Origin of the sequence: Kitasatospora sp. NBC_01250, assembly GCF_036226465.1 — a bacterium.
GTDB lineage: Bacteria > Actinomycetota > Actinomycetes > Streptomycetales > Streptomycetaceae > Kitasatospora.
In genome coordinates, this window is sequence record NZ_CP108476.1 from 883,508 (window position 1) to 904,035 (window position 20,528).

A 20,528-nucleotide genomic window follows, 5' to 3' on the forward strand; every position below is an offset into this window, starting at 1 on the left:
TGTCAGGAGGGTGCGAGACATGACCGACGAGACGGGGCGGGACTGCCCCGCCATGCGGCCCGTGGTGCGGGAGACGTACGGTCCGGCCGACCTGGGCGGGCTGCAGATCTTCGCCGGCGGGTTCATCAACTTCGGCTACTGGCGGGGCATCGATCTGGCTCTCCCGCTCGGCGAGGCGGAGCGGATCCGCAGTCAGGAGGACCTCTACCGGCTGGTCCTGGACGCCGCCGGGCCGCTGCGCGAGCGGCGGGTGCTGGAGGTGGGCTGCGGGCTCGGGATGGGCTGCGCGCTGGCGCTGCGGGAGTACGGCCCCGGCGAGGTCACCGGCATGGACATCCACCCCGAGCAGCTGCGCCGGGCCCGTGCGGCGCACGCCGGTCTGCTGGAGCGCGAGCCGCAGCGGCTGCGGTTCGTCCAGGGGGCGGCGGAGCAGATGCCGTCGGGGGCGGGCGGGTTCGACGCCGTCGTGAGTGTGGAGGCCGCCCAGCACTTCCCGGATCTGACCGCCTTCGCCGCGGAGGCCGCGCGGGTGCTGCGCCCGGGCGGGCGGGCGGTCGTCACCAGCTTCTTCACCGTCGACGACGGGCCGGACCGGCCGGGCGAACTCGCTAAGCTGCTGGAGACGTTCGCGGGCGGCCTGGACATCGCCCGGCCGGTGGCCGCGCTCGCACAGGCCTTCACGGCGGCCGGGCTCACCCAGGTGCGCGTCGAGTCGATCGGGCCGCAGGTGTGGGCCGGGTGGGACCGCTGGCTCTCCCGCTGGTGGGAGCCGGGCAGCTGGCCGCGCAACTTCCTGCACGCCTACCGGAGCGGGCTGTTGGACTACTACGTCGTCACGGCCGTCCGGCCGGGGAGCGGCCCGGACGACCCCGACAGCCCTGACGACCCCGATGACCCCAACGGCTCCGACGGCCTCAACGGCCCCCGGCCGGCGGCACGGTGAACGACGGTGCGGCCCGCCCGGCCGCCCTCACCCGGGTCCCCGGCCTGCTGTACGGCGGGGACTGGAACGCCGAGCAGTGGCCCGAGGAGGTCTGGGCGGAGGACCTGGAGCTGATGGCGCAGGCCGGGGTCAACCTGGTCACCGTCGGCGTCTTCGCCTGGGCCAGGCTCCAACCCGACGCCGACAGCTGGGACTTCGGCTGGCTGGACCGGCTGCTGGACCGCTGCCACGCGCACGGCGTCGCCGTCGACCTGGCCACCGCCACCGCCTCGCCACCCGCCTGGCTGGTCCGCGCCCACCCCGAGCTGCTGCCGGTCACCGCGGACGGGGTGCGGCTGGAGTTCGGCTCGCGCCAGCACTACTGCCCCTCCTCCCCCGTCTACCGGGCCGCCGCCGTCCGGCTCACCCGGGCACTGGCCGCGCGCTACCACGGCCATCCGGCGCCCGTGCTGTGGCACGTCCACAACGAGTACGGCGACCACGTCACGGAGTGCTTCTGCCCCGACTCCGCCGCCGCCTTCCGCCGCTGGCTGCGCGAGCGGTACGGCGGGCGGATCGCGGAGCTCAACCGCTGCTGGGGCACGGCCTTCTGGTCGCAGCACTACGGGCGGTTCGCGGAGATCGAGCCGCCGCGCACCGCGCCCGGTCCGGTCAACCCGACCCAGCTCCTTGACTGGCGCCGGTTCGGCTCGGACGCGCTGCTGGCGCTGTACCGCGCCGAGAAGGCCGTCCTCGACGAGGTCTCGCCCGGCGTGCCGGTCACCACCAACTTCATGTCGATGCTCAAGTCGCTGGACTACTGGGAGTGGAGCCGCCACGAGGACCTGGTCTCCGACGACTCCTACCCCGACCCCGCCGACCCGCGCGCCCACGTGACCGCGGCGATGAACTACGACCTGATGCGCTCGCTCAAGGGCGGCCGACCCTGGCTGCTGATGGAGCAGGCGCCGTCCGCCGTCAGCTGGCGGCCGGTCAACCTGCCCAAACCGCCCGCCCTGTACCGGCTCTGGTCGCTGCAGGCGCTGGCCCGGGGCGCCGACGGGGTGCTGCACTTCCAGTGGCGCGCCTCGGTGGCCGGTGCCGAGAAGTTCCACAGCGCGATGCTGCCGCACCGGGGCACCGCCTCGCGCGGCTGGCGGGCGACCGTCGACCTGGGCGCCGAGCTGCGCCGGCTGGGCGAGATCGCCGGCAGCCGGATCCGCGGGCGGGCGGCCGTGCTGCTCGACTGGGACAGCTGGTGGGCACTGGAGCTGGACGACCACCCCTCGGCCCGGCTGCGCTGGCCCGACCTGCTCCGGCCCTGGTACGCGGCACTGTACGAGCGCGGCATCACCGTGGACTTCGTGCCGCCCACCGGCGAGCTGGACGGCCACCGGCTGCTGCTGGCCCCCAACCTGTACCTGCTCGACACCGCCACCGCCGAGCGGCTCACCGCCTTCGTGGCGGCGGGCGGCCAGTTGGTCTGCGGTCCGTTCAGCGGGATCAGCGACCGGCACGACCACATCCACCCCGGCGGCCACCCGGGACCGCTGCGCCCGCTGCTGGGCGTCGTCGTGGACGAGCACTGGCCGATCCCGGACGGAGCGGCGACGGCCGTGCGGTTCGGGGAGCGCGAGCTGCAGGCGGTGCACTGGAGCGAGTGGCTCGAGCTGGCGGGGGCCGAGGCCCTCGCGTACTACACCGAGGGCGAGTTGGCCGGCCTGCCCGCCGTCACCAGGCGCCGCCACGGCCGCGGCGGCGCGTGGTACCTGAGCTGCCGGCTCGGCACCGCCGACGTGGGGTCGGTGCTCGACCTGCCGATCGCCGAGGCCGGGGTGGCCCCGGAGCTGGCGGGCCTGCCCGACGGCGTCGAGGCCACCCGCCGCCGGGCCGCCGACGGGACCGACTACCTGTTCCTGCTCAACCACCGCCCGGCCGCCTGCCACGTCCCGCTGGCCGGCGGGACCGACCTGCTCACCGGCGCGGACGTCAGCGGGGGCGTGAGCCTGGACCCGCTCGGCGCCGCCGTCGTCCGCGTTCCGCTGCCCACACCCGCCGAGGAGCGCTCATGAGCCCGCTGAACCGCCGTCACTTCCTGGCCGGAACCACCGCCACCGGGGTCGCCCTCACCATGGCCGGTGCGCTCGGGGCCCCGGCCGCTGAGGCTGCTGCCGGTCCTGATGCCGCTGCCGGTCCCGATGCCGCTGCCGCTGCCGCTGCCGACGAGCGCTGGGCCGATGTGCTGGACCTGCACGGCACCCCCACCCAGGCCTACCCCGGCGACGCCGCCGACAACAACCCGATCAACGTCTTCGCCGACCTCGGCGCCTGGCACGCCTACGCCCTGCCGCGCCCGCAGGACCCCCTCGGCGGCTTCACCGGCCCGCTCCACCTGGCCCAGGAGTACCCCTGGTGGCTCAGCGACGGCTTCAGCCGCCTGCTGGTGAGCGAGCAGGGCCGGGCGCTGGACCTCACCGCGGGCGGCGCGCCCCGACTCCAGTCCCTGCCGGGCCTGTTACGGCAGTCCTACCAGCTGGGCGGCGGGCTCGCGCTCACCCTCGAACTGCGCTTCGCCGGCAACCGCACCGCCCTGGTCCGGGCCCGGCTGGTCAACGGCGGCCCGGGCGAGCGGACCCTGGCGATCGCCTGGAGCGGCACGCTGCTGCGCCCGGCCGACGCCCCGCAGCACGACGCGCCGACGCTGGTCGCGGCCGAGCGCGGCGTCGGCGTCCGGTTCGCCCGGGTGCGGCAGACCTGGGACTACCTCACCGACGGCACCGAGCGCTTCGAGGTCCGCCACCTCGACCCGGTGCGCACCACCCTCAGCGGTGACGGCTACCGCACCGAACTGGCCGACTCCGTAAGGCTGGTAGCGGGTGCCGAGCACACCCTGGACTGGACCGAGAGCTACACCTTCACCGACGCCGAGTACGCCCGCGCCGTCACCGAGGCCGACGCCGCACTGCGCGCACCGGAGGCGGTCGTGGCGGCCGGCGCCGCGCGCTGGGCCGGCTACCTCGCCCGGGCCACCGAGGGCGTCCCGGCCGCGCGGGCGCGCACGGCCGTCAAGTGCGTCCAGACGCTGGTCACCAACTGGCGCAGCCCGGCCGGGCAGATCCGGCACGACGCGGTCACGCCCTCGCTCTCCAACAAGTGGTTCAACGGCGCCTGGGCCTGGGACACCTGGAAGCAGGCCGTCGGCACCGCCGTCTTCGCGCCCGCCCTGGCCGCCGACCAGATCCGGGCGATGTTCGACCACCAGATCGCCCCCGACTGGTCCGACCGTCCCGCGGACGCCGGCATGGTCCCGGACTGCATCTTCTACAACGACCCCAGCACCGGCGGCGGCAACTGGAACGAGCGCAACTCCAAGCCCCCGCTGGCCTCCTGGGCGGTCTGGGAGGTCTACCGGCGCGGCGGCGACCGCGCGTTCCTGCACGAGCTGCTGCCCAAGCTGACCGCCTACCAGCAGTGGTGGTACCGCGACCGGGACCACGACGGCGAGGGCCTGTGCGAGTACGGCGCCACGGTGGACCCGGCCAACGCCACCCCCGAGGACTGCCGCCAGGCCGCGGCCTGGGAGTCGGGCATGGACAACGCCCCGCGCTTCGACGCGGCCCTCGGCGCCGGCGTCGTCGCCAACCACGGCAAGGACGGCACCCTGCTGGGCTGGTCCCTGACCCAGCGCTCCGTCGACCTGAACGCCTACCAGGCCGCCGACCACCGCCACCTGGCCGCCATCGCGGCCGAGTTGGGCGACGCACCGACCGCCGCCCGGCTGCGCGGCCAGGCCCAGGCGATCGACCGGGCCGTCCGCGACACCATGTTCGACCAGGCCACCGGCTGGTTCCACGACACCGACCTGACCACCGGCGCCCGCCTCACCGCCCGTGGCCGCGGCATCGAGGGCGCCGTCCCGCTCTGGTCCGGCACCGCCTCCCCCGCCCAGGCCCGAGCGGTCCGCGCCCTGCTGCTCGCCCCCGGCGAGTTCGGCACCGCGATGCCGTTCCCGACCGTCGCCCGCAGCTCCGCCTTCTTCGACCCGGCCGGCTACTGGCGCGGCCTGTCCTGGATCGACCAGAGCTACTTCGCCCTGACCGGTCTGCGCCGCTACGGCTGGCACCAGGACGCCGCGCAACTGACCGAGCGCCTGCTGGCGACCGCCGAGGGGCTGAGCAGCGACGGCCCGCTGCGGGAGAACTACGACCCGCTGACCGGCGCGGGGCGCAACTCCACCAACTTCAGCTGGTCGGCGGCGCTGGTGCTGCTGATGCTGCGCGCCTGATCCCCGGCGTCCTGCGCCGGGGACGTGACGAGGTGCACCGGCTCACGGGTTCTCGGAACCCGTGAGCCGGTGCACCTCGTGCGCGGCACACTCCGGCCGTACTACGGCCTGTGGATCAGCAGTTCGAGGGAGCGGTACCGTCGGCGAACCGGTCGGCGATCCACGCCAGGTACTCCTGCTGCGCCTCGAACGGGATCGTGTTGTGGGTCGCGCCCTGGTAGGTCGTGTACTCGACCGGCCGGCCGAACGTGCAGGCCCGCCTGATGTACTGCTCGGTGGAGTGCGGGTTGATGACCGTGTCGGCCGTCCCCTGCATGACCAGCACCGGAGCCACGGTGGTGGCGTACCCCGGGGTGTTCTCGTGGAAGCGGTTGCTCCACGCCTGCGGCACGTCGCGCACCGGCTTGAACAGGGTGTCCAACTGGTGCTCGTCGGCCACGTTGTTCTGGATCACGTCGGCGAAGTGCTCGATGCACGCGACTCCGTCGCCCGCCAGCGCCTGCAGCCCGGCCTCCTGCAGCACGTCGGTCGCGCGGAGTTCGGGGTAGGCCGCCAGGAACCCCCGGTAGACGTTGATCCGCAGCGCGGCGTTGTGCGCCTCCGAGGACTCGTTGCGCGGACCGGGCGGCACGAGTCCGGCGAACTGCGGACCGAGGTCGGCCGCCGGCGCGAGCGCGGCCACGCCGACCAGGTCGAGGTCCGGGCTGTAGGCCGGGCCGTACTGGGCGACGAACAGCCCGGCACCGCCGCCCTGCGACCAGCCCAGCACGGCCACCCGCTTGCCCGCGTGCGCCGTGCGGAGCTGCTGCGCCGCGGTGACCGAGTCCAGCACGTTGTGCGTCTCGGTCGCACCGACCACGTACTGATGGACGCCGGGCGTCCCCAGCCCCTGGTAGTCGGTCGCCACCACCACGTCACCGGCACCGAGGAAGTCGGTCAGTGCCGGAACCCCGACATCGATCCCGAACGGGCTCTGGTAGCTGAAGTAGTCGTCGAGGTTCCGGGCCGGATCCGGCGCGGCCGACGGCGCGCACTGCCGCGGGCCACCGACGGTCCCGTGGGCCCACGCCACCACGTTCCGCCCGCCCGACGGCGCCGGCCCGTCCGGCCAGACGACCAGACCGGAGACGGCGACCGGCGTGCCGTCGTGCAGCGTCGACAGGTAGAGGATCTTGCACGCCCGCGCATGCCCGGGCCCGTCGATGCGACGAGCCCAGATCAGGTCACCATGTTGGCCGCTGGGCAGCGGTGACGGCGGTTCGTAGAAGTCGGCCCCGTCCGGGCCCACCGCCACCCCGGGCGCGCACCGCGCCGCGCGGTCCCCATCGGGTCCGGCCGCGGCGGTGGCCCCTTGCACGCTCAGCCCCGCGGTGGCAAGGAGGGTCGTCAGGGCAGCCGCAGTGACTGCCCGTAGCCAGGCTCTCATCAGGTTTCCCGTTCACTGGACGCCGGACGCCTCCGGCCGGCCTCGCGGGCGGCGGCGTGAGCCGACTTTCATGGTCAAGCCGAGGCTACGATCCAGTGAGCGAGAAGTCACTTACCGTGACATGACCCGCGTGTTCCCGAGTGCGACGACGGACCTCGGATCGACCGACCGTGTCCGGCTGGAGCACCGGGGCCCCGGGCTCACCGCCCGAGCAGGCGCCGCAGCCAGCGGGAGCGGGCCTCGCGGGCGTCGCGGGTGAGCGCGGCCTGCGGGGCGAGGGCGTCGAAGCCGTGGAACGCGCCCGACCAGACGTGCAGTTCGGCCTCGCCGCCGCACTGCCAGAGCGTGTTGGCGTAGGCCACGACCTCGTCCCGGAAGGTCTCGGCCGAGCCCACCTCCAGGTAGGCCGGGGGCAGCGCGGACAGGTCGGTGGCGCGGGCGGGGGCCGCGTAGGGCGGCAGGTCGGCGGCGCCGTAGCGGTCGCCCAGCAGGGCCTGCCACGCGGTGGCGTTGGAGGTGCGGTCCCACAGGTCACGGCCGGCCATCTGGTGGCTGGAGAAGGTGGCGCCGCGGTCGTCGAGCATCGGGCTCAGCAGCAACTGGCCGATCGGCACCGGCCCGCCGCGGTCGCGGGTCAGCAGGGCGAGCGCGGCGGCGAGTCCGCCGCCCGCGCTCTTGCCCGCGATGATGATGCGCTCGGCGTCGATGCCGAGTTCGGCCGCGTGCTCGGCCGCCCAGCGCAGTCCGGCGTAGCAATCCTCCACCGGGCCGGGGTAGCGCGTCTGCGGCGCCAGGCGGTACTCGACGGAGATGACCGCGAGCCCCAGCGGCTGCGCCCATTCGCGCAGCACCCCCGGCAGCACGGCCCAGGCGTTGCCCATGATCATGCCGCCGCCGTGCAGGTAGTAGACGAGCGGCAGCGGGCCGGTGGCCCCCGCGGGCCGGGCGCTGACCAGGCGGACCTCCGGCCCGTCCGCGACGCCCGGCGCCCGCAGCTGCGCGACCTCGAACCGGCCGTCCTCCTGCAGCTGTTGGAGCGTCGGCCAGGGCCGGGACGTGGCATCCTGGTGCTGCCTGGCCGCGAGGTTCTCCGGGGTGAGCGGCTTCTCCAGCAGCTCCCCGAAGGAAGCCAGCACGGGAGCCAGCTCCGGGTCCACGGGGGGCGCGGGCCTGGCCGGCGCGGCGGGGCCGATGTCCATGGGTATCCCTTCGGCGGTCACGACAGGACCTCCCCTGCCGTGCGGCGGATCTGCTCCAGCGGGTAGGGGGCCTTTCGGTCCTCCCGCTGGAGGCGGCGGTAGAACGCGGACATCACCGTGGCGAGCGGCGCGTGCCGGGTCAGCAGCGCCGCCACCCCGCCGGGGAGGCCCTGCGGCGGCTCGCCCTCGGCGAAGGCGCGGATCAGTGCGTCGCGCTCGTCCCCCCGGTGGCCGTACCGGTGGGTGACCAGCCAGTGCACCAGGTGGGTGATGGTGTAGCAGCGGTCGTAGCTCCGGTGCTGCTCGAAGAACTCGGCCTCCGGCGGCTCCAGTTCGAAGCGGGAGGAGAACGCGAGGCCGTAGTCGGCGAAGTACAGCCGCCGGCCGTCGGTCAGGATGTTCTCGAAGTGCGCGTCGAAGTGCAGCAGCCCGCGCGCGTGCATGAACGAGGTGACGGACGCCAACTCCCGCTCCACCATGGCGCAGGCGCGGTCGGCGGCCGGTCCGCCCGCCCGCAGTCGTTCGCCCAGCCAGTGGCCCAGGGTCTGCGGCAGGTACTCCAGGAAGAGCGCGAGGTGCGCCGGTGCCTGCCGCAGGGCCTCGAGCCGTTCGCGGACCTCCGGCCCACCGCCCCAGTAGGCAACGGTCTTCGCTACGTCGGCCAGGTCCTCCGGCAGGCCTGGCGCCGTGGTGTTCGGCAGTACCCGCCAGTGGTAGGTCAGCGGGAATCCCGGGTGCTCTCCCGCGAGCACCCAGTCGGTGGTCATGGTGTGCACCGCGAGCTCGCGCCAGGCCCCGAAGCCGGGGCTGCCGATGCCGTAGTGGCAGAAGGCCGGCAGCGAGAACACGTTCGCGGTGGACCGGGTGTGCTCCGGCCGCGTCTCCAGGGCGGTGAGCGGCACCAGCTTCACGAAGACCGGGGTGCCCGCCACCTGGAGCAGCGCCGTTCTGCCGCCGATGCCGGAACCCAATGGCTGTGCCCCGTCGACGAGTTCACGCAGCTCGTGATCGCCGCGCAGCGCCAGCGAGCCGGCGACGGCGCCGTGGGCCGCCCGCCGCGCGGCAGTTGACCGATCGACGTGCTCTCGTGCGGCACCCACCCGGCACCGACCCCCCATCGGTTGAGATCTGACCAAGGGTGTCCGGGACCGGTCCGGGCAGGACGGTCCCGGACACCCTCACCATCGCTCGTACCCTACGTGAACGACCGTCAGAAGGCGGCCGTGCGGTCCTCGCTCCGCGGATCCGACACCTGGTGCGGGGCGTAGAGGCCCGCGCGCGAGCGGCGACGCCAAGGGCGCGCGTGGGTCACCGCCTCGGCGGCGGCCTCGGCGCCGTCGTCGAGGTCCACCACCGCCACCGACGGCGACCCGTCGGCCGGGCAGCGTTCGAGCCAGTCGCCGTTCGGGGCGATGACCCCGGACGGCGCGGTGGCGCTGTGCTCGGTCGGCACCGAGAAGCTGACCCAGTAGCTGTTGGCCGCGGCGTGCCCCTGGGCCTGGGCGGCGGCGTTGCCGGGCCGGACACCGGTGCTGGAGAACAGCACGCAGTCGACGTCGAGCTGCTCGTACTCGGCGAACAGCTCCGGGTAGTGGATCTCGATGCCGAGCAGGCAGCCGAAGCGCACGCCGTCGACCTCGAAGGTCACCGGCGCGGTGCCCGGCGAGTACAGGTACGAGACCTTGGTGTTCGACAGCAGGCGCTCGTCGTACCGGGTGACGACCTCGCCGCGGTCGGAGACGACGTACAGGCTGTTGTGCGGGCGGTGCGGCCCGGTCAGGCGGTGCACCGAGGCGATCACCGTCCACAGCCGCAGTTCGCGGGCCAGCTGCGCGATCGCGGCCAGCTCCTCCTGCAGCACCGGCCAGCGGCACCGCTCCCAGTCCGCCGGGCCGACCGCCTCGGGGCCGTGGACGGACATGACGAGCTTGTGCGGGAAGCAGATCGCGCCCTCCGGGAAGTGCACGATCCGCGCGCCCCGGGCACTGGCCTCGCGCATCAGGGCGCGGACCTGGCGGCCGCTGGCGCGCAGCGCGTCGGCGTCGCGGGGATCCTCCCGGACGGGGGTCTGCGCGACGGCGAGCCGCACGCTCCCGGGGGTGCGCAGGTCCGGCGCGAGGGCCCCGGACGGCGCCGGCCGGAAGTGTCGCAGCGCGGCGGTGTAGGACTCGCCGGTCCTGGCGGCACGGGCGCGCACCTGGCGCTTGAAGTTCTTGTGGATTGTCATCGGTCTGTCACTGCGGCCTTCCACGCCCCGGGGCGACGGCTCCCCAGCAACCCCGCCCGAGGCGAACGGGCTGCAACAGCGACCTGAGACGCTGGTCCCTTTGCCTCCACTGGGAGACCGTGCTGGGGACGGTCGCGGGAGGTTCGGCGTAGGCCACGCAGTTCGCCATGATGCCGCCGCCCGGATGCCGCGTCAACCTGCTGCCGTCGCCCGCGCGTCGCGGTCGGCCCGTGGTCGGTCGGCGGTCGGCGGTCGGCGGTCGGCCGGCGGTCAGCCCGTGGTCGCACTGGGGTCCAGCTCGACCGGCGGGAGCTCGCCCAGCTCGGACTTGGTCAGACGCACCTTGACCACGCCGCCGCTCCAGTAGGTCTCCCGGATCGGGATCGCCACGGTCTTGCGGCCCCACAGGTGCCCCTCCTGGAGCAGCACGTGCGTCACGCTGTGGTCCTGCTGGTCGATCACCAGGCCCTGGACCCGGCCGATCGCACCGTCGGTGGCCTCGATCCGGTCGCCGTGCCGGATCTGCACCTCGCCGGGCGGTATCCGCTCCTGCGCGACCAGCGTCGGCCCGGGGTCCTGCGTCAGCAGTGCGGGCGCCAGGCCGGCGCCGCCCACGCCCAGGCCGTAGTAGGGCAGCAGCAGCGATTCGTTGGGGTTGTAGCCGAAGCGGTTGACGCCGCCGGGCAGGTAGCGGGTCTCCTCGGCGGGCTCCAGCCGGTCGACCTCCTCCGGCGTGCAGCGCAGCCGGATGACCTCGTCGGGCGCTGCCGCGCGGTGGCCGCTCGCGGGCTCTCCGACCGCGTCGAGCGGTTCGATCAGCTCGACGGGCACCAGGCGGTCGCCGACCACCAGGTGGGTGACCTGGCCCGCCAGCGGATCGATCACCACCCGCTCCAGGCGCCCGCAGTCGCCGCCTCCTTCGCAGTGGACCTCGGCTCCGATCCGGTACGGCACCGGCTTGCTCATCACGACCTCCCAGGACGTCGGGCCCGGACTTCGGCCACCCTCGTCTGCCCCGGCCCCCGACGGCCACACCCGCCGCTGCCCTCCTGGCGAAACCGGAACCAGGGTTGCCGCGGTCGGACCCGTTGCCCTGCCCACCTGCCTGCAACGGAACCGGTGCCCAGCAGTGGAGTCCGCAGCCGAACGGCACGCTGCTCGACCCGAAGTCCGGCCCGCTGCCTCACCGTCCGGAACCCCACCAGCCGCCACCAGCCAGTTCCTCATCCGGTTCCTCATCCGGGAGGGCACCGTCCCCGCCTCCAACGAGCGGCGGGACCGCTGCTTGACCCTCACGTGGCGTCATGCCGCATTGTCTCTGGCATGGAAGAGCACCTGACCGTAGGACGTGTGGCCGAGCTGGCCGGTGTGAGCGTCCGCACGCTGCACCACTATGACGAGATCAGCCTCGTACAGCCGTCCGCGCGGAGCGCGGCCGGGTACCGGGCCTACTCGGCAAATGACGTGGAGCGGCTGCGGGAGGTGCTCGCCTATCGGCGGCTGGGTTTCGGACTGCGCGAGATCGCGGATCTGGTGGACGACCCGACCACCGATGCGGTCGCGCACCTGCACCGGCTGCGCGGCCTGCTGCTGGAACAGCGCGACCGCGCTGCCGGCATGGTGACGGCCATCGACAAGGAACTGGAGGCGCGGGCCATGGGGATCAGGACGACACCGGAGGAGCAACTGAAGGTGTTCGGCGCGCAGTTGTACGAAGCCATCGGGTCCGCCTACCCGGCGACGCGGCGCACCGAGCCGCGGATCGCCGCGCAGGTCTGGGATGCGCTCGGGGATGCGCGGACGGTACTGAACGTCGGCGCCGGCACGGGCTCCTACGAGCCCCCGGACCGCGACGTCACGGCGGTCGAACCGTCGGCGGTCATGCGGGCACAGCGCCCCGCGGGTGCGGCGCCGTGCGTGGCCGCCAGTGCGGAGCGCCTCCCGTTCGAGGACCAGTCCTTCGACGCCGCGATGGCGTTCAGCACCATCCATCACTGGGACGACCCGATCGCCGGGCTGCGCGAGATGCAGCGCGTGGCCCGCCGCGTGGTGGTGTTCACGCACGACTCCACGGACGTCGGCTGGCGCAACCGGTTCTGGCTCAGCCGCGACTACCTGCCCGAGGTCGCCGGCCTGGTCGCCGACCGACCGGCGGTGACCGAGCTGGCCGGCGCGATCGGGGCCCGCCTCGAGCCGGTGCTCATCCCGTGGGACTGCGCCGACGGCTTCTTCGAGGCCCACTGGCGCCGTCCCGAGGCGTACCTGGACGAGCACGTGCGCCGCGCGGTGTCGGTGTGGACCAGGGTCGGGCCGCAGGCGGAGCAGCGGGCGGTGGCCGCACTGCGCGAGGACCTCTCCTCGGGCCGCTGGGCCGAACGCAACGGCGAACTCGCCGCCCTCGACGCGGCAGAGCTGGGCCTGCGCCTGCTCATCGCCTGAACCCGGCTGTCCGACACGAGCATTGAACGCCTGCGGGCCCTCCCCCATCCGGTGGGTGTGCTGATCTCGTACCAGCGCTCCCACCAGTTCGTACCGTCCTTCGTGGCGTTGCACGGCTCCGTGTGGACGGAACAGTAGTACCCGGTCAGGCAGTAACCCGGCAGGTAGTCGGACACCTCACTTTCGTCGCACCCGACCTCGCCCTCGTGCTCCCCACAGTCCTGTGCTTCGCCGCGTCCCACGCCGCCGGCCTCCTGCGACCAGCCCCACGGCCCGCCGACCGCCCCGCCCGCCAACCGGCCCCAGCGGACTGACGACGGGCGCGGGTCGGGCTGAGGGCGGTGCTCGACGGGGTGGGCCGGTGCGGCACAGGGTCGTGGGCGCGGCATCGCGTGTCGGTCACCGGCTGGGTGAGGCATGGAGGTGGCCGTGGAGTGCCTTACGGAGGCATGACGCACATGTCAGTCGAGTTGAATCACACCATCGTTCACGCCCGGGACAACCGGGAATCCGCCGAGTTCCTGGCGGGGATCCTCGGGCTCGAGGTCGGGGCCGAGTGGGGGCCGTTCGTTCCGGTCGCCACGGCGAACGGCGTCACGCTGGACTTCGCCCGCGTCCCGGCCGAGTCGATCGCCGTGCAGCAGTACGCCTTCCTGGTCTCCGACGAGGAGTTCGACGCGGCGTTCGCGCGGATCCGGCAGGCGGGGCTGACGTACTACGCCGACCCGCGGATGGGGCATCCCGGCGAGATCAACCACCATCACGGCGGCCGCGGGCTGTACTTCCTCGATCCGGTCGGCCACGGGATGGAGATCATCACCCGCCCCTACGGCAGCCACCAGCCGTCGGAGTCGTGACGACGGGCCCGCTCAGGGCGCCAGCCGTGCGGTGACGCGTGCCACCTCGGCCGTCGTCCGCACGGCGGCGTCGCGCACCTGGTCATCGGGGTGGGAAGCGGCCTGCCGGGCCGCGTCGGCGATCGCCGGCAGGGCGGCGCGGCAGTCGAGGACCGCGCGGGCGCACAGGGCGTCCGCGCGGTCCTCGTCCTCGTAGACGAGGTCGGCGCCGTCGGGCTCGGCCGGGTCCGTGAGCAGGGCCGTGACCTCGGCGGCGATGTCGCGTCCGGCGCAGGCCGCGACGGAGGTCAAGTCCTCGTCGGCGCCGAGCCCGGCGGCCTCGGCGACCTCGGCCAGGAAGCGGAGCGTGCGGGCCAGCGTCTCGGCGTCGGCGATCGCGTCCTGACGGAGCATCACGCACAGCTGCCGCGCCACGGGGCCGGTGGCCGTCCACGGCGTGCCCTGGTGGACGATCGCGGAGTTCAGGTGGGCGAGCGCGGCCCGGCGGGCGACCTGGTCGCCGGCCGCCAGGGCGCGCAACTGGGCCGGGGTGTCCGACGCCGTCCCGTAGGCGTGCAGCAGCAGCGCGAAGTCGACGGCCGGAACAGCGCAGTCGTCGTCGGCAAACTGTGCGGCCGGGGCCCGGAACTGGTGAGTGTCCACGGTCCGGGAGCATGCCACAGGGGACCGACAACCGGTGGGAGGCGACCGGCTGTCGGTCCCGGGGCAGGGCCCGCCCCCAGGCCCGCCCCCCTCAGGAGCGCAGCACCGCCGGTGTGTCCGCCACGGCCCGGCCGGTTTCGGCCGTCCCGGCCGCCGTCCCGACCCCGCTGCGCCGTGGCGCGGCGAGGACCGCCAGCGCTGCGACGCCGACCACCGAGGCGCCCACCCAGAGCGCCGGGACCAGGCCGTCGACGAAGTGCTGGGGGCTGGTGTAGTTGCCGTGCGCGGTGAAGACGGCGGTGAGGACGGCCACGCCGAGCGCACCGCCCACCTCCCGCAGCGCGTTGTTGACCCCCGAGGCGACGCCCTGCTCCGACTCGCGGACCGAGCTCATCAGCAGCGTGGCGACCGGAGCGAAGAAGAGCGCCATGCCGGCCCCGGAGAGCATCAGCGCGGGGACCTGGGCCGCGTAGCTGACGTCCGCCGTGGCGACCGAGGCGAACCAGCCCAGGCCGGCCGCCTGCAGCGCGAGCCCGACGGCGATGATGTTCCGGCCGCCGATCCGGTCCGCCAGCATGCCGGCCAGCGGGGCGACCACCATCGGCATGCCGGTCCACGGGAGCATCCGCACGCCCGCCTGCATCGGGCTGAACCCCTGGGCCGCCTGCAGGAACTGACTGAGCAGGAAGATCGCCCCGAACATGCCCAGGGACATCAGCGTGCTCGCCACGTTCACCGCCGAGAAGGCCCGGCTGCGGAACAGCCGCAGCGGCACCGCCGGCGCCGGGCTGCGCCGCTCCCAGGCGAGGAAGGCGACGAGCAGCGTCGCGCCGGCGATCAGGCCGGCCAGCACCGGGCCGCTGGTCCACCCGTCGTCGTTGCCCCGGATGACGGCGTAGACGATGCCGAAGAGGGCGGTGCTGGCCAGCGCCGTGCCGGGGATGTCGAGCCGGTTGTCGGGGCCGACGCTCTCGGTGAGCCGCAGCCGGGCGAGCGGCAGCAGGAGCAGGCCGAGCGGGACGTTCAGCGCGAAGATCCACTGCCAGGAGAGGTGTTCGACCACGGTCCCGCCGATCAGCGGCCCGGTGGCCACCGCCATGCCGTTGACCGCGCCCCAGGCGCCGAAGGCCAGTCCGCGCCGCGCGACCGGCACCGCCGCGGTGAGCAGCGTCAGGCTGACCGGGGTGAGCATCGCGGCGCCGACCCCCTGGACCGCGCGGGCCGCGATCAGGGCGTTGATGTTCGGGGCCAGCGCGGCGGCGAGCGAGGCGAAGGTGAAGACGCCGAGCCCCACGAGGAAGATCCGGCGGCGGCCGAAGCGGTCACCGAGGGCGGCGCCGAGCAGCAGCAGGACGGCGAAGCTGAGGGTGTAGGCGTTGACCGTCCACTCCAGGTCGCTCATCCCGCCACCGAGGTCCCGCCGGATGGAGGTGAGTGCGGTGGTGACGACCAGGTTGTCCAGCGCGGCCATGAATCCGGCGGTACTGGCGATCACGAAAGCCCAGACGGCCGGGCTGACTCTGCGCATGGGAACTCCTCACAAGACACAGGTGGTGTGGACCGATGAAGGTAGTAATTGATCAATAACTTTTACGCTCAAGAAAAAGCGGCGCCCTGCGAACCGGATGTGGGGCGGATGTGGGGCAGACGCGGGGCAGATACAGGGGCGCCGCTACGCGCACCCCTGCTCCCCCAGCCCGAGCCCCTCCCAGAGACGGTGACCGGGCGGAAAGCCCATCGCGAGCATGGTGTTGATCAGCATCCCGCGGGCGAAGAAATCGGTGATCTCCTGCTCGCTCATGCCGGCGGCCACCCGCACCGAGTCCCAGAGGTCGAGCCACAACGCGCGGACCGCCTCCCCCACTTCGGCCTCCCCCTGCGCCTCGGCGGCGGCCGTGGAGACCCACATCTGCATCTGCATCATCAGCAGACTGCGGTCGGCCATCAGCTCGACGTACGCCTCGCCCATGGCCTCGGCGCGGTCCTGCGGGTCGTCCAGGCCCTCGACCGCCTTGAGGAAGGTCGCCTTGACCTCCTGCACGCAGCGGCGCAGGGTCGCCTCGAAGAGGGCACGCTTGCTGGGGAACAGCCGGAAGAGATACGGCTGGGAGACACCGACCCGAGCGGCTATCGCCTGCGTCGACGTCCCGTTGTAGCCGCGCTCGGCGAACTCGATCATCGCTGCGCGGATGACGCTCTCGCGCCGCTCCTCCGCCGACATCCGCCGGCTCGCCCCTGCCATGCCCTCAAGTTATTGGTCAATCACTAACTCCGTCAAGGGCGGCCCCCGGAACCGGCCCCGCATGTACCTGGCCCACCCCGCCCACCCCGCCCACCCCGTCCGGCCCGTCCACTCCGCCCGGCCCCGAGACCAGCCGGTCCAGCCGCCGGGCCGACCGGATCGCCAGCGTGGCCAGCAGCGCGGTGAGCGGCACCTCGGCGACCAGCGCGAACGCCCAGGCCGTGTACCAGTCCGCACCGGCCAGCGCGGTCATCGTGTCGAACCAGGCGTCGATGCCGAAGAGCGTGGCCGTCGCCGCCGCCACCGGTGCCAGCAGCGCCGGACGCCGCGGATACAACAGCGCCGTCCCCAGCAGCCCGAGGAACTCCAGGACGTCCAGCCCGATCCACGAGCTGGACCAGTTGCGCACCTCGGCATGCCCTTGCGGGGCCACCCCCATCATGAAGATCCACACCACGAGCACCACCGCCAACGCGGCCAGCCCCAACCGGAGCCGCAGCTCGTACCGCTGCTCGAAGATCCGCACCTGTGCTCCCCCCATGCCTGATCAGACCATGATCATGCTACCGAGGCCGCCGGCTAGGCCGTGTCTCACAATTCGCGTCGGATCAGCGCGCGGCGTTGGGCGCCCGGCTGGGCGTGCCGGCGAAGCGTCCTCGTACTGGGTCGTACTTGGATGATTCGCCGGTGCGTCCAGGCGGGATGCCCGGCGTCGCGCGCCTGGCGGGAATTGTGAGACACGGCCTAGGAGGCTCGTGAAGATCTTGGGTTCTGGCCTCGCCGCGCGAGCGGCGGGGCCAGACTGTTTCTTGTGGCGATGGGTGAGTGGTCCGGGGAGACGGTCGGGCCGGATGTCTGGGAGACGTGCCGGGGGTTGATCCCGGTGGGCAGCGTGTTCGCGTTCCTGGCCGAGCACCGTGGTGAGTTGTTCCCGGCGGTGATGTTCGCGGACATGTACCCGTCGGCGAACGGGCGGCCGAGCATGCCGCCGCAGATCCTGGCCGCGGCGATCGCGCTGCAGGCCCTGCACGGCCTGTCGGACTTCGAGACGGTCCAGGAACTGCGGTGCGACCTGCGGTGGAAGGCCGCGTGCGGACTGGGCCTGAACGACACCGCGTTCGACCCGTCGCTGCTGGCCTACTTCCGCCGCCGGCTGGCCCGCTCTCCCCGGCCCAACCGGATCTTCGAGGCCGTGCGGGAGGTCGTGCGGGCCACCGGTGTCCTCAAGGGCAAGCACCGGCGGGCGCTGGACTCCACCGTGCTGGACGACGCGGTGGCCACCCAGGACACCGTCACCCAGATCATCGCCTCCGTCCGGGCGGTGATCCGCGAAGTCCCCGGCGCGGATGCGGTCGCGGCCGTGCACTGCACCGCCCACGACTACACCGACCCGGGCAAACCCCGCATCGCGTGGAACGACGAGCAGGCCCGAGCCGACCTCGTCGACGCCCTGGTCGGCGACGCGCTGCGGCTGCTCGGGCACCTGCCCGAGCAACAGCTCGGCGAGAAGGCCGCGAACGCGGTCGGCCTGCTGGCCCTGGTCGCCGGGCAGGACGTCGAGCCCGCCGAGGACTCCGACGGACGCGACGGACGCTGGCGCATCACCCGGGGCACCGCCCACGACCGGATGGTCTCCACCGTCGACCCCGAGGCCCGGCACGTGCACAAGACCCGCACCCACCGGCAGGACGGCTTCAAGGCCCACCTCGCCATCGAGCCCGAGACAGGGTTATACACCGCGGTCGCCCTGCGGCCCGGCGCCGGAGCAGAACACCACGAGGCCGCCGTCGGACTCGACCTGCTCGCCGACGAGGACGCCCCGGTGGACGCCTTCGCAGACACCGCCTACTCCACCGGCGACGCCCGCCAGGCCCTGGAACAGCAAGGGCACCGACTGTTCCTCAAACCCGCCCCACTGCGGGCAGCCGTCCCCGGCGGCTTCACCCTCGACGACTTCACCATCGACACCACCGCCGCCACCGTGACCTGCCCCGCCGGACACACCGTCCCGCTCTCCGACCCCGGCGGCCGCCACCAGCAGCGCAAGGCCACCTTCGCCGGCCTGTGCACCGGGTGCCCCCTGCGCGAGCGGTGCACCAAGGCCAGGGCCGGACGCACCCTGACCATCCGCCCGCACCACGACCTCCTCACCGCCGCCCGCCGCCAGGCCGCCACCGACCCCGACTGGCAAGCCGACTACCGCCGCTGGCGACCACCCGTCGAACGCGCAGTCGCCTGGATCGTCCACCGGGGCAACCGCAGACTCCGCTACCGCGGCACCATCAAGAACGACACCTGGCTCCACACCCGAGCCGCCGCCCTCAACCTCCGCCGCCTGATCAACCTCGGACTCACCCACACCGGCAGCACCTGGCAACTCACCCCGGCAACCAACGCATAACCAGAGGGGCAGCCCGGCCTACGGCCGGACAGCCCCTCAACAAGATCTTCACGAGCCTCCTAGACCCGTCAGAGCGGGACGGACTGGGGGAAGTGGAAGGTGCCGCGCGGGTCGTACTGCTGCTTGACCTGGCGCAGCCGGGGGGCGTTGGCGCCGTAGTAGGCCTGTTCCCAGTCGGTCAGCTGCGGGTCGGCGTAGTTCTGGTAGGCCTGCCCGCTGGCGTAGCGGCGCAGGGCGCTCCACAAAGTGTTCAGCCAGCTGCGCGACTGGTCCACGCCGGGGCCCGAACCGGCCCCGGTGCCCGGGTAGTTGGCGGTGTACTGGGCCAGGAAGAGGGCGTCGCGGTGGACGAAGGCGGTGTCCCCCGGGGCGACCCGGTTGACCGCGCCGCCCAGCGCGTCGAAGGCCACGCCCGCGCTGCCGCCCTGGGGTGCGGTGCGGGCGTAGTCGGCCACGGCGGCGACCAGGGCCGCGATGCCGGTGTCGGGCAGCGCCTTGGTGAAGAAGTCCGAGCGGGCCGCGTAGGACTCGCGGGTGAGCCGGCCCTGCGGGTTCTGGCCGGGGAGCGAGCCGGGCAGGTGGGCGGCGGCCTGGGTCCAGCCGGAGACCCCGCCCATCACCTGCATGGTCTCCAGGAAGGACTTGCTGTGCACCGGCGCGCTGCTCGGCTGGACACCCAACCGGTCGATCAGGTTGGACAGTTCGTCCGCCGGGCCGAGATGGACGGCGGTGCTGCTCAGCTCCAGCCGGCCGTCCGGCCAGGCCAGCAGGTGCAGGTCGGCCCAGAGCTGGTCGGGAGCGGTCGGTGCCCAGGCCTGCCAGGCCCGCACCACCGCGGCCGCCGAGGACCAGGGCCAGGAGAGGAAGGCGTAGGAGCAGTCGACGGCGGGGCTGGTACGGAAGTCCAGCGAGGTGACCACGCCGAAGTTGCCGCCGCCACCGCCGCGCAGCGCCCAGAAGAGGTCGGGCTCGCTGTTCGCGTCGGCCCGCAGGATCCGCCCGTCGGCGGTGACCACCTCGGCGCCGGTCAGGCTGTCGCAGGTCAGCCCGTAGGCCCGGGAGGTCACCCCGACCCCGCCGCCGAGGGTCAGCCCGGTCACCCCGACGCTCGGGCAGGATCCGGCGGGTATCGCCACGCCCTGGCCGGCCAGGCCCGCGTACACGTCGATCAGTCGTGCCCCCGCGCCCACCGTCGCGCCGCCGCCGGAGGCGGTGACCGTGTTCAGCCGGCCGACGTCCAGCACCAGGCCCGGCCCCGCGGACCAGCCGCCGTAGTTGTGCCCGCCGCTGCGCAGCGCCACCGGCAGGCCGTAGCGGCCGGCGAAGGCCAGCGCGGTGACCGCGTCCTGGGCGTTCGCCGGGTAGAGGACGCCGCCGGGGCGCACGCCGTCGAACTGCGGCTGGTACTGCCGGGCGGCGGCCGGGTACGGGGTGTCCCCCGGCCGGATCAGGGTGCCCTGGAGGTCCTTGGCCAGGGCGGTCCAGTCCGCCGGGCCCGCCGAGGCGGCCGGAGCACTACTGCTGGGGGTGCTGCCGGGGACGGTGGAGGGGCTGTGCGCGGGGCTGTGCGCGGGGCCGGGTGCGGTGCTCGCCACGGGGCCGGCCCCGGTGGCGGCGCGGCCGGTGCAGCCGGTCAGCGCCGCGGCCGCGGCGGCCCCGGCGCCGAGCCGCAGCAGGGCGCGCCGGTCCACCGCCTGCCGGTCCCGCTCCGGCCGGTCCAGCTCCTGCCGGGCCGCCGGCTCGGGCGAGGCCGGGGAGGGTGCGGGTGCGGTGTGCTGGGTCATCGGGCTGCTCCGCCTGCTGGGCCGCTGTTCGAGCGGTGTTCGTGTCGTCGGTACGACGCGCCGGCGGGCAGGCCGGTTGCACGAGCGTATGCGCCTGCGGATGC

Annotated in this window: 16 protein-coding genes; 6 read left to right on the top strand and 10 right to left on the bottom strand. The window is 73.7% G+C overall.

The window, feature by feature from the left end:
- Nucleotides 1–19 precede the first annotated feature (19 nt).
- Genes OG500_RS04115 through OG500_RS04125 form a run of 3 tightly spaced genes read left to right on the top strand, consistent with a single transcriptional unit; the run spans nt 20 to nt 5,207 of the window.
- Nucleotides 20–943, top strand: a complete 924-nt coding sequence (locus OG500_RS04115; protein ID WP_327064969.1) for a class I SAM-dependent methyltransferase — start codon at nt 20–22, stop codon at nt 941–943.
- Nucleotides 940–2,994, top strand: a complete 2,055-nt coding sequence (locus tag OG500_RS04120) for a beta-galactosidase (protein ID WP_327064970.1) — start codon at nt 940–942, stop codon at nt 2,992–2,994. The genes OG500_RS04115 and OG500_RS04120 overlap by 4 nt, the downstream gene beginning before the upstream one ends.
- The gene (locus tag OG500_RS04125; RefSeq protein ID WP_327064971.1) at nt 2,991–5,207 is read left to right on the top strand and encodes an MGH1-like glycoside hydrolase domain-containing protein; all 2,217 of its coding nucleotides are present in this window, start codon (nt 2,991–2,993) and stop codon (nt 5,205–5,207) included. The genes OG500_RS04120 and OG500_RS04125 overlap by 4 nt, the downstream gene beginning before the upstream one ends.
- Before the next feature lie 115 nt (nt 5,208–5,322).
- On the opposite strand, the gene OG500_RS04130 is transcribed toward OG500_RS04125, so the two are convergent.
- From OG500_RS04130 to OG500_RS04150, 5 genes are all read right to left on the bottom strand, one after another.
- Nucleotides 5,323–6,564, bottom strand: coding sequence for a lipase family protein (locus OG500_RS04130; RefSeq protein WP_327064972.1), 1,242 nt, complete (start codon nt 6,562–6,564; stop codon nt 5,323–5,325).
- A 269-nt stretch (nt 6,565–6,833) separates the two neighbouring features.
- Nucleotides 6,834–7,832 carry an alpha/beta hydrolase gene (locus OG500_RS04135; protein ID WP_327071442.1) on the bottom strand — a complete coding sequence of 333 codons (999 nt, stop codon included), beginning with the start codon at nt 7,830–7,832 and terminating at the stop codon, nt 6,834–6,836.
- 17 nt (nt 7,833–7,849) lie between these two features.
- Nucleotides 7,850–8,950 (bottom strand): protein kinase family protein, encoded by a 1,101-nt coding sequence (locus tag OG500_RS04140; protein ID WP_442789105.1) that lies wholly within the window; start codon nt 8,948–8,950, stop codon nt 7,850–7,852.
- Between the two features lie 92 nt (nt 8,951–9,042).
- The gene (locus OG500_RS04145; protein WP_327064974.1) at nt 9,043–10,059 is read right to left on the bottom strand and encodes a carbon-nitrogen hydrolase family protein; all 1,017 of its coding nucleotides are present in this window, start codon (nt 10,057–10,059) and stop codon (nt 9,043–9,045) included.
- 270 nt (nt 10,060–10,329) lie between these two features.
- Nucleotides 10,330–11,025, bottom strand: coding sequence for a hypothetical protein (locus OG500_RS04150; RefSeq protein ID WP_329576658.1), 696 nt, complete (start codon nt 11,023–11,025; stop codon nt 10,330–10,332).
- Nucleotides 11,026–11,382: 357 nt separating this feature from the next.
- Between OG500_RS04150 and OG500_RS04155 the strand changes: the two genes are divergently transcribed.
- Nucleotides 11,383–12,498, top strand: coding sequence for a MerR family transcriptional regulator (locus tag OG500_RS04155; RefSeq protein WP_327064976.1), 1,116 nt, complete (start codon nt 11,383–11,385; stop codon nt 12,496–12,498).
- Between the two features lie 458 nt (nt 12,499–12,956).
- Complete coding sequence (locus tag OG500_RS04160) at nt 12,957–13,355, top strand: VOC family protein (RefSeq protein WP_329587405.1); 399 nt, start codon at nt 12,957–12,959, stop codon at nt 13,353–13,355.
- 12 nt (nt 13,356–13,367) lie between these two features.
- Here the strand turns inward: OG500_RS04160 and OG500_RS04165 are convergent, their stop codons facing one another.
- From OG500_RS04165 to OG500_RS04180, 4 genes are all read right to left on the bottom strand, one after another.
- Nucleotides 13,368–13,997, bottom strand: a complete 630-nt coding sequence (locus tag OG500_RS04165) for a hypothetical protein (RefSeq protein WP_329576661.1) — start codon at nt 13,995–13,997, stop codon at nt 13,368–13,370.
- Nucleotides 13,998–14,088: 91 nt separating this feature from the next.
- Nucleotides 14,089–15,525 carry a DHA2 family efflux MFS transporter permease subunit gene (locus tag OG500_RS04170; RefSeq protein ID WP_329576664.1) on the bottom strand — a complete coding sequence of 479 codons (1,437 nt, stop codon included), beginning with the start codon at nt 15,523–15,525 and terminating at the stop codon, nt 14,089–14,091.
- 144 nt (nt 15,526–15,669) lie between these two features.
- The gene (locus OG500_RS04175) at nt 15,670–16,239 is read right to left on the bottom strand and encodes a TetR/AcrR family transcriptional regulator (RefSeq protein WP_327064979.1); all 570 of its coding nucleotides are present in this window, start codon (nt 16,237–16,239) and stop codon (nt 15,670–15,672) included.
- 16 nt (nt 16,240–16,255) lie between these two features.
- Complete coding sequence (locus OG500_RS04180) at nt 16,256–16,780, bottom strand: hypothetical protein (RefSeq protein ID WP_329576668.1); 525 nt, start codon at nt 16,778–16,780, stop codon at nt 16,256–16,258.
- Between the two features lie 276 nt (nt 16,781–17,056).
- Between OG500_RS04180 and OG500_RS04185 the strand changes: the two genes are divergently transcribed.
- Nucleotides 17,057–18,640, top strand: a complete 1,584-nt coding sequence (locus tag OG500_RS04185) for an IS1182 family transposase (protein ID WP_327071662.1) — start codon at nt 17,057–17,059, stop codon at nt 18,638–18,640.
- Nucleotides 18,641–18,708: 68 nt separating this feature from the next.
- Here OG500_RS04185 and OG500_RS04190 read toward each other — a convergent pair whose 3' ends face one another.
- A complete protein-coding gene (locus OG500_RS04190; RefSeq protein WP_327064981.1) occupies nt 18,709–20,424 on the bottom strand; it encodes an FAD-binding oxidoreductase in 1,716 nt (571 codons plus the stop codon).
- Between the last annotated feature and the right edge of the window lie 104 nt (nt 20,425–20,528).

Coding starts and splice junctions, on each gene's coding strand:
- OG500_RS04115 (WP_327064969.1), top strand. CDS start 20: ATGACCGACGAGACGGGGCGGGACTGCCCCGCCATGCGGCCCGTGGTG.
- OG500_RS04125 (WP_327064971.1), top strand. CDS start 2,991: ATGAGCCCGCTGAACCGCCGTCACTTCCTGGCCGGAACCACCGCCACC.
- OG500_RS04135 (WP_327071442.1), bottom strand. CDS start 7,832: ATGGACATCGGCCCCGCCGCGCCGGCCAGGCCCGCGCCCCCCGTGGAC.
- OG500_RS04140 (WP_442789105.1), bottom strand. CDS start 8,950: ATGGGGGGTCGGTGCCGGGTGGGTGCCGCACGAGAGCACGTCGATCGG.
- OG500_RS04145 (WP_327064974.1), bottom strand. CDS start 10,059: ATGACAATCCACAAGAACTTCAAGCGCCAGGTGCGCGCCCGTGCCGCC.
- OG500_RS04150 (WP_329576658.1), bottom strand. CDS start 11,025: ATGAGCAAGCCGGTGCCGTACCGGATCGGAGCCGAGGTCCACTGCGAA.
- OG500_RS04155 (WP_327064976.1), top strand. CDS start 11,383: ATGGAAGAGCACCTGACCGTAGGACGTGTGGCCGAGCTGGCCGGTGTG.
- OG500_RS04160 (WP_329587405.1), top strand. CDS start 12,957: ATGTCAGTCGAGTTGAATCACACCATCGTTCACGCCCGGGACAACCGG.
- OG500_RS04170 (WP_329576664.1), bottom strand. CDS start 15,525: ATGCGCAGAGTCAGCCCGGCCGTCTGGGCTTTCGTGATCGCCAGTACC.
- OG500_RS04175 (WP_327064979.1), bottom strand. CDS start 16,239: ATGGCAGGGGCGAGCCGGCGGATGTCGGCGGAGGAGCGGCGCGAGAGC.
- OG500_RS04180 (WP_329576668.1), bottom strand. CDS start 16,780: ATGGGGGGAGCACAGGTGCGGATCTTCGAGCAGCGGTACGAGCTGCGG.
- OG500_RS04185 (WP_327071662.1), top strand. CDS start 17,057: ATGGGTGAGTGGTCCGGGGAGACGGTCGGGCCGGATGTCTGGGAGACG.
- OG500_RS04190 (WP_327064981.1), bottom strand. CDS start 20,424: ATGACCCAGCACACCGCACCCGCACCCTCCCCGGCCTCGCCCGAGCCG.